This window comes from Vibrio sp. Y176, from assembly GCF_033438945.1.
This window is the reverse complement of sequence record NZ_JAWOQS010000004.1, coordinates 62,851-78,023: the sequence shown is the minus strand read 5'-3', so window position 1 is coordinate 78,023 and position 15,173 is coordinate 62,851. Positions and strand designations below refer to the sequence as shown.

Sequence of the window (15,173 nt, the reverse complement as noted above, 5' to 3'; positions counted from 1 at the left end):
ATGAAAAGAATCGCACCATTGGCATTAACCATGGCATTGATGGCAGGCTGTAGTTCCGTTCCAAATGTGAATTGGCAACAAAACAGTCAGATTACGATTAATGAGGTTAATGTTGAGCTCAAAAGTAATTTATGGGTGAACCTCATGCCGAATATTGGGGACGTGGAAGAGCAAAGTATTCAAGGTGCACTTTACCTCGAAGGAGATCAGTTACTTCCTGCAAATCTAACGGCAGAAGCTCTTATTATTAAACAGGGGCAAAAAGAGTGGTTGGTGGACAGTGCGTCTTTAGATACTCGAACGCACAGTGAAAGCCGATGGGAGGTGGCGTTCTCGTCTCACATTGATGTGAACACAGAAAAATCGGTTGATATCGCAGTGCTTCTAGACGATGCGGGTAAACAGCGTTGGTTAGTCGAAAAGTACGTGAAGATTAACAAGGTTTATTAACCGCAATGATGTTGCATTAGTCGTTAGACCTAAAACAAAAAGGGCTTGCTCAATGAGCAAGCCCTTCGCATATTAGCGGTTAAATCTAGTCTTCTAGATCGCCACAGAAGCGGTAACCTTCGCCGTGGATAGTGGCGATGATTTCTGGCGTACCTGAAACAGACTCAAAGTGCTTACGGATACGACGAATCGTTACGTCTACAGTACGGTCGTGTGGCTTAAGTTCACGACCAGTCATCTTCTTAAGAAGATCTGCACGAGTTTGAATCTTACCCGGGTTCTCACAGAAGTGCAGTAATGCGCGGAACTCAGAGCGAGGTAGCTTGTAGCTATCACCAGCAGGGCTTACTAGAGAGCGGCTGTTGATGTCTAGTACCCAACCGTTGAATTCATACTTTTCTACCGAGCGCTTCTCTTCTTGCACCGCGTTAGAGCTCATTGAGCGACTAAGTAGGTTACGTGCACGAATAGTTAGCTCACGTGGATTGAATGGTTTAGTGATGTAGTCATCTGCACCAATCTCAAGACCTAGGATCTTGTCTACTTCATTGTCACGGCCTGTCAGGAACATTAAAGCAATGTTCGCTTGCTCGCGTAGTTCACGCGCTAGTAGAAGGCCATTCTTGCCTGGAAGATTAATGTCCATAATAACCAAGTTGACTGAGTTATCAGACAACACTTGGTGCATCTCTTCACCGTCACTGGCTTCAAAAACAGCGTATCCCTCTGCTTCAAAAATACTCTTAAGAGTGTTACGAGTTACTTGCTCATCTTCAACGATAAGAATCTGCGGGGTTTGCATTGGCGGTACCTAAATTTGTGACAAAATTGTGCTAATAGAATAAATTCTAGGCAAAAATATAACATACAGGTAATGTGATTTTGATAATAAATCAAGTTGATCAAAAAAACACTTCTTTCAGTTATCCGCCCTCCATGGAATTTTGCCAACTCACCAGTATCCAATGGCGACGTTTATTCTAAAGGGCTTGTTTACCTTTCATTTCTGCTTTCAGTGGGGCCTGAAACGTAAACACCCTAAGATATTGAGCAGATTTTATATTGTTAACAGCATGCTAACAATGCTCAAATGTTAATTCCATTCAGTTTGTTGATTTATATCAATTGATGAAATGTAACTGTTATTAATCGTTTAAGACTTATGATAGAAAAAAGTAATACGAACATAGACGCATCGTTATGGAATGCTTATTCAGAATCTTTTTTCAGATTCGAAGCCGAGTGGCGTGTTTCAAACTATGCTGTGATAACCGCTTGGAACCCATACAGTAACTTGAGGTCCAAAGAAGAGAACAGCATAAACAATCACGCGTTAGAAAAACAGCTACAGCACGTTAATTACGCGCCTGTCACGGTAGGTGATAGCGCTTTTACATGGTATGAGGAAAGCTTTGCCGTCGAGTTGTCGCCAGAGGTAGCCGTTGAATTGGCGAATGACTTTCAACAAAACGCGATTTATTACGTCATTAATGACCAGCTTTATCTAATTGCGTGCTCGCAGCCGAAAGTTTTGCATATGTTAGGCTCCATTAAGCCTCGGCTCGTATAAAAGGTATAGAAAAGGATACTGCTCACTGAAGCACCGCTTGGGTGAGAAAATTCACGGAGGAAATATGAGAGACATTACACCCGATATTTGTGACCAATTTGAAGACCAAGTGAGCTTGCTTACTTTACCATTGCAGAACTTTGGTCAACGTAGCGCTTTTTACGGTGAAATCGTTACGGTGCGCTGCTATCACGATAACTCGAAAGTGCGTGAAGTACTGGGCGAAGATGGAACGGGTAAAGTATTGATTGTTGACGGACATGGATCGTGTCAGAGAGCATTACTCGGCGATCAATTAGCGATACTCGGAATAGAAAATGGGTGGGAAGGCATCATTGTCTATGGTGCAATACGCGACGTAGCACAAATATCTCAAATGGACATCGGCGTTCAAGCTCTTGGTACCAACCCGTTTAAAACAGAGAAACGCGGGATAGGAGAGGTAAACGTAACCTTAACGATGCAAAACCAAATCGTTCAACCTAAGCACTACGTTTACGCGGACTGGAACGGTGTATTGATTTCTAAGCAAAAGCTGGACTTCTAAAAACGAAAGCCTAGACCAACTTCAAAGCCTTGTTGCCAATCTTGGTAATCAAGAGTCGCGTGAAGATCCAGTTTATCGGTAATTTTTACGCGACTTGAGACTTCAGCCGCGAGGCTGCTGTCGTCTTGGCGAATACCTTCCGCTGTTTCGTTCTTGTAAGAGCGAACTGTACTTTTCAGCGTGACACGATCATTAAAGTGATAGCTGATCCCACTCAAAAAACCACTTTGATTTTGGGTAGGAGAGTTATTGACTCGCGCACCGACATAAACGTCTACCGAATCAAAAAGTTCGTAGGCGTAACCCGTATCGATATTCCAAACATCAAAACTGTCAGACTGGTAACTGTCGCTGGAAATGAATAGTTTATGAGGAGAAGGGGATGATTTACCTGGAAGCGGCGGAAGCTCGTTTGCTAGACAAACACCAGGCACAAAAAACAGCAACAGAAAAAGCCATCTTTTCATGTTCACCACTCCTTGTGTCAACTTTTTTATTAGTATGCGCCCAAAGCTTCTCACTATTAAAGCATAGAATATGAAAGCTAGCTCACCTATTTTCTAAATAATTCGATCCTATGAACATAAGTCACAGTTAAGTTGTTGTTATGTGTCACAACCCTCTCGAATTATTTGATCGTACGTTTTATGGCAAAGATTAGACTAGTTATTAGATAAAAAACCGAACTGGTGATGATAGTTAAGTCCTTTACAAAAACTAACTGTAGATTTCCAAATGATCAATAATGTGTAATTAACTATAAATATCAATGACATTGCTTAGCAGAAATCTCTGAAAGATGGAAAAACAAACAATTTTTTGTTGACTATGTATCAGAAACTCGGTAAACGTAGAGTTAAGCAAACACAATTAACGTTGAATATTTATTTATGCCATCTAACAGCCTAGTAGTAATGACCACGACCATTATTATTACCGACACGACACATGTTGGGGCAGGCTGCTGAGCGAAAGAAATTCACAAAAAGGCCTGTATCCAACAAGATACAGGCCTTTTTTTATGCTTTTTTATCCAGAATTTAGACAAATTTAAGAAGATATACCGGAGGAAGGGATGCGAGTATTGAAGTTTGGCGGATCATCACTAGCTGATGCAGATCGCTTTTTGAGAGCGGCAGACATTATTGCCAATAACGCTCAACAAGAAGAAGTCGCGGTTGTTCTTTCCGCTCCTGGTAAAACAACAAACAAATTGGTTGCGGTCATTGAAGGCGCATTGCGCAATGGTGAAGCAGAACTACAAATCAAAGAGTTGGAGGAGTCGTTTAAAACGCTCTTCACTCAAATCCAAGCAGTACTACCCAATATCGATGGCTCAGCTTTCGATAACCAAGTGAAAACTTCTCTCTCTCAATTACGCCAGTTCGTTCATGGCATCAACCTTCTTGGCATGTGCCCAAATAACGTCAATGCACGCATCATCAGCAAAGGCGAACGCGTTTCAATTCAATTGATGAAGGCAGTGCTTGAAGCGAAAGGCCAACCTGCGCATCTTATCGACCCAGTCGAGTATCTATACGCAAAAGGCGATCACCTAGAAGCCATGGTCGATGTTGAAGTTTCGACTCAGAACTTCCGCCAGAATCCTCTTCCTCAAGGTCATGTGAACATCATGCCTGGTTTTACTGCCGGTAACGAGAAAGGTGAACTAGTTACACTAGGTCGTAATGGTTCAGACTACTCAGCGGCGGTTCTTGCGGCGTGTCTGCGCGCAGATTGTTGTGAGATCTGGACTGACGTAGACGGTGTATACAACTGCGACCCTCGTTTAGTGGAAGATGCTCGCTTACTTAAATCTCTTAGCTACCAAGAAGCAATGGAGCTTTCTTACTTCGGTGCTTCCGTTTTGCATCCGAAGACCATTGCTCCTATCGCGCAGTTCCACATCCCATGTCTGATCAAAAACAGCTTTAACCCACAAGGTGCAGGAACTCTGATTGGGCAAGACACTGGTGAAGACAATCTGGCGATCAAAGGTATCACGACGCTAAACGACCTAACCATGGTTAACGTCTCCGGCCCAGGTATGAAGGGTATGGTTGGCATGGCAAGCCGCGTATTTGGCGCAATGTCTTCCGCTGGTGTGTCTATTGTTCTTATTACTCAGTCTTCTTCTGAGTACAGCATTAGCTTCTGTATTGAGGCAGAAGATAAAGCAAAAGCGCAACAAGTACTGGCCGATGCGTTTGAGTTGGAACTGAAAGATAGCTTATTAGAGCCGGTCGAGTTTATTGATAATGTTTCAATCATAACGTTGGTTGGTGACGGCATGCGTACATCGCGCGGTGTTGCATCTCGCTTCTTCTCATCTCTTGCTGAAGTGAACGTAAACATTGTAGCCATCGCACAGGGCTCATCTGAGCGTGCTATCTCAGCCGTGATTCCTGAAGATAAAATCTCTGAAGCGATCAAAGCGTGTCACGAAAACCTATTCAACTCTAAGCACTTCTTAGACGTATTCGTGGTTGGTATTGGTGGCGTTGGTGGTGAGCTGGTGGATCAGATCGAGCGTCAACAGGCGAAGCTTGCGGAAAAAGGCATCGTGATCCGCGTGTGTGGCTTGGCAAACAGCAAAGGTCTTCTGCTTGATAGTGAAGGTCTTCCACTCGATCATTGGCGTGATCGTATGTCGGCAGCGACAGAAGAGTTCAGCCTAGCGCGTTTGATTTCTTTGGTTCAACGTAACCACATCATCAACCCAGTATTGGTTGACTGTACATCAAGTGAAGATATCGCGAATCAATACGCTGATTTCTTAGCTGCTGGTTTCCATGTCGTTACACCAAATAAAAAAGCAAACACAGCAAGCATGGCTTACTACCATCAGCTTCGCGATGTTGCGCGCAGCTCTCGTCGCAAGCTGATGTACGAAACAACTGTGGGGGCGGGTCTACCGGTAATCGAAAACCTGCAAAACCTAATCTCAGCGGGTGATGAGCTAGAGCGCTTCAGCGGTATTCTTTCTGGCTCTCTGTCATACATCTTCGGTAAGTTAGATGAAGGTATGAGCCTAAGTGAAGCAACTAATATCGCAAAAGAAAATGGTTTTACTGAACCGGATCCTCGTGATGATCTTTCTGGTATGGATGTCGCGCGTAAGCTTCTGATCCTAGCTCGTGAAGCAGGCATGTCTCTAGAACTAGAAGACGTTGTGGTTGATCAAGCACTGCCACCAGGTTTTGATGATTCTGGTAGCGTTGATGAATTTATGGCGCGTTTACCTGAAGCAGACGCCTACTTTAAAGAATTATCTGCAAAGGCAGCGGAAGAGGGCAAAGTACTGCGCTACGTTGGTGAGATTAATGAGGGCAAGTGCACAGTAAGCATCGCAGCGGTGGATGAAAACGATCCAATGTATAAAATCAAGGACGGTGAAAACGCACTGGCATTTTACAGCCGTTACTATCAGCCAATCCCACTAGTGTTACGTGGCTATGGTGCAGGCACCGAAGTAACGGCTGCGGGTGTATTTTCTGACGTGATGCGTACTTTAGGTTGGAAACTAGGGGTATAACAATAATGAGTTCAAGTGATATGGATGTAGTGGTTTATGCCCCAGCATCAATTGGTAATGTAAGCGTTGGCTTTGATGTGCTGGGGGCTGCCGTGTCTCCAGTGGATGGCACACTATTGGGTGACCGTGTATTGGTGAAATCTGGGGCTGATCCGTTCAGCCTTAAAACGGCGGGTGATTTTGTTGAGAAATTGCCAACTGAACCAAAAGAGAACATCGTCTACGACTGTTGGCTCGTGTTTGCTCGTGAGTTAGACAAAAAAGGCGTTGAGCTAAAACCACTTGAGATGACGCTAGAAAAGAACATGCCAATTGGCTCTGGTTTAGGCTCAAGTGCATGTTCTATCGTCGCTGCATTAGATGCATTGAACCGATTCCATGGACAGCCACTTAACGAGACAGAATTATTGGCGCTGATGGGAGAGATGGAAGGCAAGATCTCTGGTGGTATTCACTACGACAACGTTGCGCCATGTTACCTTGGTGGTGTGCAACTGATGCTTGAAGAGTTGGGTATCATCAGTCAAGAAGTGCCTTGCTTTGATGATTGGTACTGGGTGATGGCGTATCCGGGTATCAAGGTATCAACGGCGGAAGCGCGTGAGATCCTACCATCTCAATACCGCCGACAAGATATCATTGCTCATGGTCGCCACCTTGCGGGCTTTATTCATGCGTGTCATTCTGGTCAGCCAGAACTTGCTGCAAAAATGATCAAAGACGTGATCGCAGAACCGTATCGTGAGAAACTGCTTCCAGGTTTTGCGAATGCACGTCAATACGCAGCGTCTGCGGGTGCATTGGCAACCGGTATTTCTGGCAGTGGTCCGACACTGTTCAGTATTTGCAAAGAGAAAGATGTCGCTGAGCGAGTTGCTCGCTGGTTAGAACAAAACTACGTACAAAACGAAGAAGGATTCGTCCACGTTTGTCGTCTAGATAAGCAGGGTTCGAAAGTAACAGGAAGTGAGCTATGAAGCTTTACAATATAAAAGAAAATGATGAACAAGTTTCCTTTGGCCAAGCCGTTCGCCAAGGGTTAGGCCGTAACCAAGGTCTATTTTTCCCATCGGAATTACCAAAATTTGAAGATATCGATGCGCTGCTTGCAGAAGACTTTGTCTCTCGTAGCACTAAGATTCTATCGGCGTTAATTGGAGATGAACTTACAGAGGAGCAAGTGAATGCTCTTGTTGATGCTGCATTCCAATTCCCTGCGCCAATTAATCAGGTCAAAGACGGTGTTTACGCTCTGGAACTGTTCCATGGTCCAACGCTTGCGTTTAAAGACTTTGGTGGTCGCTTTATGGCGCAATCTCTTGCTGCGGTTTCGGATGGCGGCAAGATCACTATCCTAACGGCAACTTCTGGCGATACTGGCGCAGCGGTTGCACATGCTTTCTACGGTATGGAAGACATCAACGTTGTGATTCTTTACCCGAAAGGCAAAATCAGCCCACTGCAAGAGAAGCTATTCTGTACGCTTGGTAAAAACATTCACACTGTCGCGATCGATGGAGACTTCGATGCGTGTCAGGCACTGGTTAAGCAAGCTTTTGATGATTCTGCACTGCGTGAAGAGATCGGTCTGAACTCTGCAAACTCAATCAACATCAGCCGTTTGATGGCGCAAATCTGTTACTACTTTGAAGCAGCTGCGCAAATGAGCAAACAAGAGCGTGAAAACCTAGTTGTGTCTGTACCAAGCGGTAACTTTGGTAACCTAACTGCTGGTCTACTGGCAAAAGCGCTGGGTCTGCCTATCAAACGCTTTATCGCGGCAACTAATGCTAATGACACTGTACCGCGCTACCTACAAACAGGTAAGTGGGAGCCAAAACCAACAGTCGCAACAACATCGAATGCGATGGACGTGAGCCAACCAAACAACTGGCCTCGTATTGAGGAGCTGTGTCGCGTGAAAGAGTGGGGCTTGGAGACGCTAGGTAAAGGTGCTGTATCTGATGAGCAAAGCGCACAGTCAGTAAAAGATCTATACGCCATGGGTTACCTGTGTGAACCGCACGGTGCGATTGCTTACCGAGTGCTTGAAGAACAACTGCAAGAAGGTGAAACCGGTCTGTTCCTATGTACTGCTCACCCTGCGAAGTTCAAAGAAGTCGTGGATGATATTCTAGAATCCGATATCGAGCTTCCTGCGCCACTAGCGAAGCACGCTGCGATGGAGCTGCTATCGGAAGAGCTCGACGCAGACTTTGACGCATTGAAACAAGTACTGCGCCGCGTGCAGTAAGCTTCAAAGTATAGTAAGTATCAAAAACAGAAATAACGAGAGGTGAATGAGTAATCATTCACCTTTTTTATTGTCGGTAAGTTTTGACTCTCTTTATGATTGAGAAACGAACTTAACTAAATGAGATGGAAAGAGAAGCATGCATTTTTTGATTTTTCTTGGCTCAGTGAGAGACAGCACGCCACCACGACCAGCCCGTTTAGGAATGCGAGTCAGTAAAGCGTGTGAAAAACTCATCGTGAGTCAGCATTCGCAACATACGGTCGAAATCATTGACCCATTGGACTATGACTTTGGCGATGTGTTTAAGCCCGAGTTTGCTTATCACCGCTCTAAAGTGCCAGAGCACCTAAGTGAGCTGGCAGACAAAATCAAACAGGCCGATGGGTATGTGATGGTTAGCCCGGAATACAACCATTCGATGAGTCCTGCTTTGGCGAACACGCTTAACCATTTCGGCAGTTCGCTGTTTTCTTACAAGCCGAGTGCTATCGTGACCTATTCTGCCGGACAATGGGGGGGTGTTAGAGCTGCCGTTTCTATGCGTACCTTCTTATCTGAACTTGGATGTCTACCTGTCTCTGCGATGATCCACATTCCGAAAGCGCAAGAAGTCTTTGATGAACAGGGCGTTGCTGCGGATGAGTCGGAGCAGACGCAGTGGGACAACTATATGAATCGCACGATGCATCAATTGATTTGGTGGGCAGAAGGGGCGTCACTGCAAAGAGATAGGCTTGATCCAACCTCTGTAGCGCAAGCGTTTCAGAAAGATCCTTCGCAAAGAAATGCACCTTAGAGGCGAGTTGCTTTCCATTATAGAAAGGGGTTAGAAGGATTCTGAAACAAAAAAAGCTTGGTCATTGCTGACCAAGCTTTTTAAATTCTAGCGAGCTAGTTTACTGAGAGATTATAGAGTCTCAGTAAAAGTACGAGCGATTACATCACGTTGTTGCTCTGGAGTTAGCGAGTTAAAACGTACTGCGTAACCAGAAACACGAATAGTTAGTTGTGGGTATTTCTCTGGGTGTGCAACTGCATCTTCTAGTGTTTCGCGTTTAAGCACGTTCACGTTTAGGTGTTGGCCGCCTTCGATACGAGGAGCAGTTTCGATTGCAACTTCACGGCTTTCGTATTCACCTAGGTCGCTGATTGCGATAACTTGGTCTGCTTCGTAGCCAGCAGTTGCAGCAACACAACGAGCTTCATTTTTTTCGCTATCTAATAGCCAGATAGAGTTTAGTAGGTCGTCGTTTGCCGCTTTTGTAATTTGGATACCTTGGATCATCACTATCTCCTAGACCACTTACGTGGTGATTATTGGTGTTAATTTTCGAATTTTCGTTGAGCTGAGTATTATATAGCTAATATCCACTATTTTAATATTGATTTAAGTCAAAAAACAACCAAAAACATTATTTTTATTAAGGTGTTTTTATTGAGTTAAATCAATAAAACCTTTGAAAACAAACTAATTACAATTTATTTGATAATATAAAAAATATTTAATAACTGTTTTTGTTGTAAATTTACTACAAATTGAGATTAAAGTTTAAACTGGTTAACGCAACTATCTGTATTTAGGTAGCAATACTGAAAGTCTAAAGTGATTAAATGACAAACATGAAAAACAAGCTTGGGAATAAACTCATTGGTGCACATGTCTCTGCTGCTGGTGGGGTCGATCAAGCTCCGTTGAGAGCTCGTGAAATTGGCGCGAATGCATTCGCACTATTTACAAAAAACCAACGCCAGTGGGTGGCGAAGCCTTTAGAAGCAAAAACCATCAGTGCGTTTAAAGCGAACTGTAAAATGCTGGGTTTCGGAGCAGAACATATTCTTCCCCATGATTCTTATCTGATTAACTTGGGTGCGCCGGAAGAAGAAAAGCTGAATAAATCCCGCGCGGCATTTATTGATGAAATGGAGCGTTGTAATCAGTTGGGGCTGACTTTGCTTAACTTCCATCCGGGTAGTCACCTAAAGAAAGTCTCTGAACAGGAGTGCCTCGCGACGATCGCCGAGTCGATCAATCTTGCGCATAAAGAGGTGCCGAATGTGATCGCTGTTATCGAGAATACGGCAGGTCAAGGCACTAACTTAGGCTGGAAGTTTGAGCACCTTGCTGAAATCATCGAGCAAGTGGAAGATAAAGATCGTGTCGGCGTTTGTATTGATACCTGCCATACCTTTACGGCTGGTTATGACTTACGTACAAAAGAAGATTGCGAGCGCACCTTTGCAGAGTTCGACCGTATTGTAGGTATGCACTATTTAAGAGCAATGCATCTAAATGATTCAAAAGTAGAGTTTGCCAGCAAAGTAGATCGCCACCATTCCCTAGGTAAAGGAGAGATCGGGTGGGATTGCTTTGAGTACATCGCGAAAGACCCTCGTTTTGATGGTATCCCTCTGATTTTAGAAACAATTGATCCAGATATTTGGCAGCAAGAGATCAACACGTTGCGTCAATTCCATTTAGCGGCCATTGTCAGTTAATGGCGTAACCACAAAGTTGGCACCTTTCTTTCTTAGTCATTGAACATTAATCTCTGAATTAGCAAAGAAGGATGCCAACATGTCTCGACCACTCTCTTTTACTCCTTATGCTTACACTCGTCGCGTGCTTCGCTTACCGATGCCTAATCGTCACATTACCGGACAGGGGCATTTTCGAACGCCACAGAAGCATTAGTCTTTCATTACTTGTCTCAAGTTCGTGGTAAGTTTTTGTTTGTTTGAGTTTCGCTCGTTAGAATAGAAGCAAAATTTAGGACAGGAACTTTCCATGAATCAGTCACCCACTTGGCACGATGTGATCGGCGAAGAGAAAAAGCAGAGCTACTTTGTAGACACCTTGAATTTTGTTGAAGCCGAACGCGCCGCAGGCAAAGCTATTTTTCCTCCCGCAAAAGATGTCTTTAACGCGTTTCGTTTTACCGAGTTCAAAGAAGTTAAGGTCGTTATTCTAGGACAAGACCCATACCACGGCCCAAATCAGGCGCATGGCCTGTGCTTCTCTGTACTTCCTGGCATTAAAACGCCACCGTCACTGGTTAATATGTATAAAGAGCTGGCGCAAGATATTGAAGGTTTCCAAATCCCTCAGCATGGTTTTTTGCAAAGCTGGGCTGAACAAGGCGTATTGTTACTCAATACGGTATTAACGGTAGAGCAAGGTAAAGCGCATTCACATTCAAAGACAGGTTGGGAAACGTTTACTGATCGAGTGATTGAAGCCATTAATCAGCATCAAGAAGGTGTAGTGTTCTTGCTGTGGGGGTCACACGCGCAGAAGAAAGGGCGCTTTATTGATCGCAATAAGCACCATGTGTTAGCTGCCCCACACCCATCGCCACTCTCTGCACATCGAGGCTTTTTCGGTTGTAAGCATTTCTCTCAAGCAAACCAGTTACTTACATCACAAGAAAAAGCACCAATCAACTGGCATTTGCCATTAACGGTATAAATGAAGAGACAGCGACCATGGATGCTATGATCGCTGTTTTTTTGAGCACGCTCGAGGCTGATAGTAAATTTCTCATGTACACTTACTAAAAGTAGGTGTTAAGGAGAGACGCTATGATGATCGAAAGAATTCGACGCGAACATGGTTATATGGTTCGTCTGTTGGCGATACTGCGCCATAAGCTTAATGAGATAAAAAAAGAACGTGTAATCAACTATGCGTTAGTAAGCGAGATTGTTGATTACCTTTCTAATCATTCGGAGAAAGTACACCACCCGAAAGAAGATATCCTCTATCATCACTTTCTAGAACACTATGGTAAGCAACAAACCATGGAAAATTTAGAGAAAGAACATCTAGAGTTAGCGAGTAAAACCAGAGAGTTTTCATCCGTGATAGAGATGATCCTTCAGGATGCTGTTGTGCCACAAGACATGTTTGTCGCTCACCTAGAAGATTTCATAGAATCGCAAAGGCACCACTTGGAGCTAGAAGAGCGAAAAATTTTGCCTCTCATTGAAGAGTTATTTACCACAGAAGATTGGCAGCATGTCGAGAGCTTATGGAGCGTCAGTGAGGATGACCCTGTGTTTGGTGACACGATTGCTGATCGTTATAAGCAGTTGGCCGAACGTGTTCGTCAAAGTGATACTGAGTATGTTTAAGCCTGAATGATGAAACCTGAGCGAGCGAAAGCCGTCTCTCGGGTTTGTGAGATACATTTCTTATTTATTGGGAATCAACCGAAAATTTAGTGTGCATATTTCTCGGCAAAAAGTACGGAAGATTCTCATTGAGTAATAATGGTATTCATACTTAAACCTTGGTACATAAACTCACGGTGTTTACAGTGACCGTAAACAAAAAACAAAAGGCACCTGTAAGGTGCCTTTTGTTTGAATTAGAGTTTAATGTCTTCCAAGTTATAATCGGTACAGACATCAAGTTCGCGCAGCTCTTTAAGCAAATTGCGTCTGTCGTTCATCTCTTCTATTTCACGCCACTTTCGCTTTACTGGTTTGGCACGAGATTTGGTTGTTGAGGTAGTATCCAGATTAAAAATGTCATCTAGTTGAAAGCCTTCCATAAGCCACCTTTACCTTTCTTAAGCTAAACTGTTGTAACCAGTCCTTGTGGAGTTTTTTAAGTACCACAATAGCCGTGAGAATAACCATGATATATTTCGCATTTGTGTCGGTAGCATGACATTTTCGTGCAAAAATATTCTCAAAATCACACTTTTTATTGCAACGATGTGGATAAAAAATGCACAAACGATCTCAAGAAAACGATTAAATAGAGAGATTTTCTATGTTAATTCGATTTGATGAATGGGTGTACTGCGCAAAGGTTAAAGTTGCATAAAATCAGTTTGATGAAATAGTGTTCAATTAGATGGTAAATCACTAGCGTAAATTTATGTAACACCTTGTGAATACTAGCTTGTTCTTGTTTATACGGTTTACCATTCCATTTAATGAAGAATAATTATTTATGTTGGTGTTTGGTAATTGAAATGTTGCGCAGTTTGAGTGTTAAGTCTTCTATTTATGTTATTTTTTGGTGACTTTATAGTGAAAAATAACAATGTTATTCTTATTGTTGCATATTGATTTTTGCGCTCCTAGGTTGCATTATCCGCCCGTCAAAAAATACGCTGGTACGTAAAATGGATGCATGAAGCGACGTTTACGATTCTAGATTGCCCATAAACATTACTTAAAAAGCTAAGCACACTTTGACACTTAGCAGGCAATTTGGTGGATGGCTAGGACGCATAGACTGGCGCAACTCACTTTGAGGTACACATGACAGACTTAATCAATTTGATGAACGATCTCCTCTGGGGCTCGATTCTGGTTTATCTTCTTGTTGGTGTTGGTATTTACTTCACCGTTCGATTAGGGTTCATTCAGTTCCGCCATTTCGGCCACATGTTCTCTGTTCTTAAGAACAGCCGTAAAGCAGACAAAGCTGGTATTTCCTCTTTCCAAGCGCTTTGTACTAGTCTTGCTGCACGTGTTGGTACAGGTAACATGGCGGGCGTTGCAGTTGCATTGACTGCGGGTGGTCCTGGTGCGATCTTCTGGATGTGGCTGATTGCAATGCTTGGTATGGCAACATCGTTTGCTGAGAGCACACTGGCGCAGCTATACAAAACCAAAGATGATGATGGCAACTACCGTGGTGGCCCTGCCTACTACATGGAAAAAGGCTTGGGCATGCGTTGGATGGGCGTGTTGTTCTCAGTTTTCCTAATCATCGCTTTTGGTTTGGTATTCAACGCCGTACAAGCTAACTCAATTGCCAATGCAATGAGCAACGCATTTGGTTGGAATAACCTGTATGTCGGTATTGCTGTTGTTTTACTGTCTGCAATTGTTATTTTCGGTGGCATCAAGCGTATCGCAAGAGTTGCTGAGATGATCGTTCCGATCATGGCACTACTTTATCTAGCCCTAGCGCTGTTCATCATGTTCTCTAACCTAGAGAAATTACCTGATGTATTGATGCTTATCTTTAAGAGTGCATTTGGTCTGCAAGAAGCAGCAGCAGGTGGTCTTGGCTACGCAATTGCACAGGCAATGATTAACGGTATCAAGCGCGGTCTATTCTCGAATGAAGCAGGTATGGGTTCGGCACCTAACGCGGCAGCTTCAGCAACACCTTACCCACCACACCCAGCGTCTCAAGGTTACGTACAGATGCTAGGCGTGTTCATGGATACGATCGTTATCTGTTCTGCGACAGTGGCTATCATCCTGATGTCTGGTGAGTATGTCGGTCAAGCAACAGAAGTGACGGGTATCGAGCTAACTCAGCGTGCATTGAGCTCACAAGTTGGCGATTGGGGCGGCATCTTTGTTGCTGTGGCAATCTTCTTCTTTGCGTTTACTTCAATCATTGCAAACTACTCGTATGCTGAAACGAACTTAATCTTCCTAGAGCACAATCATAAAGCGGGCTTAAGCATTTTCCGCGTTATTGTTCTTGGTATGGTGATGTTTGGTGCACTAGCTTCGTTACCAGTCGTATGGTCGCTTGCTGACGTCTCTATGGGTCTGATGGCGATAGTCAACTTGGTGGCGATCATCTTGCTATCTGGCATCGTGATTAAACTGGCAAAAGATTACAACCGCCAGCTTGGTGAAGGCAAAGTGCCAACATTTGATGCGAATGACTTCCCAGAGCTGAAATCTCAGCTTGAAGAAGGCATTTGGTACAACGATAAAAAAGACTAAGTGAGCTATCACTCATAGTTGAAAGCTATTAGTACGATGTAAAAAGCCATGCAGACAATGCATGGCTTTTTTTGTACCCTATTAAAAACAAAATTAGAGAAGGGAA

The 15,173-nt window shown here is 43.7% G+C and carries 16 protein-coding genes and 1 other annotated feature; of the genes, 12 read left to right on the top strand and 4 right to left on the bottom strand.

Translation table 11 applies throughout. The annotated features are described in order from the left end of the window. On the top strand, nt 1–450 hold the full coding sequence (locus R7O13_RS11575; protein ID WP_318303886.1) for a hypothetical protein: 450 nt from the start codon (nt 1–3) through the stop codon (nt 448–450). 85 nt (nt 451–535) lie between these two features. Here R7O13_RS11575 and arcA read toward each other — a convergent pair whose 3' ends face one another. After that, nucleotides 536–1,252 (bottom strand): two-component system response regulator ArcA, encoded by a 717-nt coding sequence (gene arcA, locus R7O13_RS11570; RefSeq protein ID WP_005381824.1) that lies wholly within the window; start codon nt 1,250–1,252, stop codon nt 536–538. Between the two features lie 360 nt (nt 1,253–1,612). Here arcA and R7O13_RS11565 point away from each other — a divergent pair, with 360 nt between their 5' ends. Continuing rightward, nucleotides 1,613–2,020 (top strand): DUF3293 domain-containing protein, encoded by a 408-nt coding sequence (locus R7O13_RS11565; RefSeq protein WP_213892511.1) that lies wholly within the window; start codon nt 1,613–1,615, stop codon nt 2,018–2,020. A gap of 64 nt (nt 2,021–2,084) precedes the next feature. Continuing rightward, nucleotides 2,085–2,567 (top strand): putative 4-hydroxy-4-methyl-2-oxoglutarate aldolase, encoded by a 483-nt coding sequence (locus R7O13_RS11560; protein WP_005381822.1) that lies wholly within the window; start codon nt 2,085–2,087, stop codon nt 2,565–2,567. On the opposite strand, the gene R7O13_RS11555 is transcribed toward R7O13_RS11560, so the two are convergent. After that, nucleotides 2,564–3,034, bottom strand: a complete 471-nt coding sequence (locus R7O13_RS11555; RefSeq protein WP_239939148.1) for a ribonuclease regulator — start codon at nt 3,032–3,034, stop codon at nt 2,564–2,566. The genes R7O13_RS11560 and R7O13_RS11555 overlap by 4 nt on opposite strands. Nucleotides 3,035–3,457: 423 nt before the next feature. Between R7O13_RS11555 and thrL the strand changes: the two genes are divergently transcribed. From thrL to R7O13_RS11530, 5 genes are all read left to right on the top strand, one after another. Continuing rightward, nucleotides 3,458–3,535 (top strand): thr operon leader peptide, encoded by a 78-nt coding sequence (gene thrL / locus R7O13_RS11550; RefSeq protein ID WP_074192076.1) that lies wholly within the window; start codon nt 3,458–3,460, stop codon nt 3,533–3,535. After that, nucleotides 3,471–3,589 (top strand) — a sequence feature (Thr leader region). Its footprint overlaps the gene before it by 65 nt. A 53-nt stretch (nt 3,590–3,642) precedes the next feature. Next, nucleotides 3,643–6,102, top strand: a complete 2,460-nt coding sequence (thrA, locus tag R7O13_RS11545; RefSeq protein ID WP_053304351.1) for a bifunctional aspartate kinase/homoserine dehydrogenase I — start codon at nt 3,643–3,645, stop codon at nt 6,100–6,102. A gap of 20 nt (nt 6,103–6,122) precedes the next feature. Then, a complete protein-coding gene (thrB, locus tag R7O13_RS11540; RefSeq protein ID WP_017635074.1) occupies nt 6,123–7,079 on the top strand; it encodes a homoserine kinase in 957 nt (318 codons plus the stop codon). Continuing rightward, nucleotides 7,076–8,356: a threonine synthase gene (thrC, locus tag R7O13_RS11535; protein ID WP_258515095.1), complete on the top strand. Its 1,281-nt coding sequence runs from the start codon at nt 7,076–7,078 to the stop codon at nt 8,354–8,356. Before thrB ends, thrC begins: the two co-directional genes overlap by 4 nt. A gap of 139 nt (nt 8,357–8,495) precedes the next feature. Beyond that, on the top strand, nt 8,496–9,155 hold the full coding sequence (locus R7O13_RS11530) for an NADPH-dependent FMN reductase (RefSeq protein WP_258515094.1): 660 nt from the start codon (nt 8,496–8,498) through the stop codon (nt 9,153–9,155). Between the two features lie 111 nt (nt 9,156–9,266). Here the strand turns inward: R7O13_RS11530 and grcA are convergent, their stop codons facing one another. Next, on the bottom strand, nt 9,267–9,644 hold the full coding sequence (gene grcA / locus R7O13_RS11525) for an autonomous glycyl radical cofactor GrcA (protein WP_005381814.1): 378 nt from the start codon (nt 9,642–9,644) through the stop codon (nt 9,267–9,269). Between the two features lie 326 nt (nt 9,645–9,970). On the opposite strand from grcA, the gene nfo reads away from it, so the two are divergent. From nfo to R7O13_RS11510, 3 genes are all read left to right on the top strand, one after another. Next, nucleotides 9,971–10,855 carry a deoxyribonuclease IV gene (gene nfo / locus R7O13_RS11520; protein WP_318303881.1) on the top strand — a complete coding sequence of 295 codons (885 nt, stop codon included), beginning with the start codon at nt 9,971–9,973 and terminating at the stop codon, nt 10,853–10,855. Between the two features lie 289 nt (nt 10,856–11,144). After that, the gene (gene ung, locus R7O13_RS11515; RefSeq protein ID WP_258515090.1) at nt 11,145–11,825 is read left to right on the top strand and encodes a uracil-DNA glycosylase; all 681 of its coding nucleotides are present in this window, start codon (nt 11,145–11,147) and stop codon (nt 11,823–11,825) included. A 113-nt stretch (nt 11,826–11,938) separates the two neighbouring features. Beyond that, a complete protein-coding gene (locus tag R7O13_RS11510; protein ID WP_005381807.1) occupies nt 11,939–12,490 on the top strand; it encodes a hemerythrin domain-containing protein in 552 nt (183 codons plus the stop codon). 236 nt (nt 12,491–12,726) lie between these two features. Here the strand turns inward: R7O13_RS11510 and R7O13_RS11505 are convergent, their stop codons facing one another. Beyond that, on the bottom strand, nt 12,727–12,912 hold the full coding sequence (locus R7O13_RS11505; RefSeq protein WP_005381805.1) for a DUF3545 family protein: 186 nt from the start codon (nt 12,910–12,912) through the stop codon (nt 12,727–12,729). Nucleotides 12,913–13,633: 721 nt separating this feature from the next. Here R7O13_RS11505 and R7O13_RS11500 point away from each other — a divergent pair. Further along, on the top strand, nt 13,634–15,067 hold the full coding sequence (locus R7O13_RS11500; RefSeq protein WP_005381800.1) for an alanine/glycine:cation symporter family protein: 1,434 nt from the start codon (nt 13,634–13,636) through the stop codon (nt 15,065–15,067). Nucleotides 15,068–15,173: the final 106 nt, after the last annotated feature.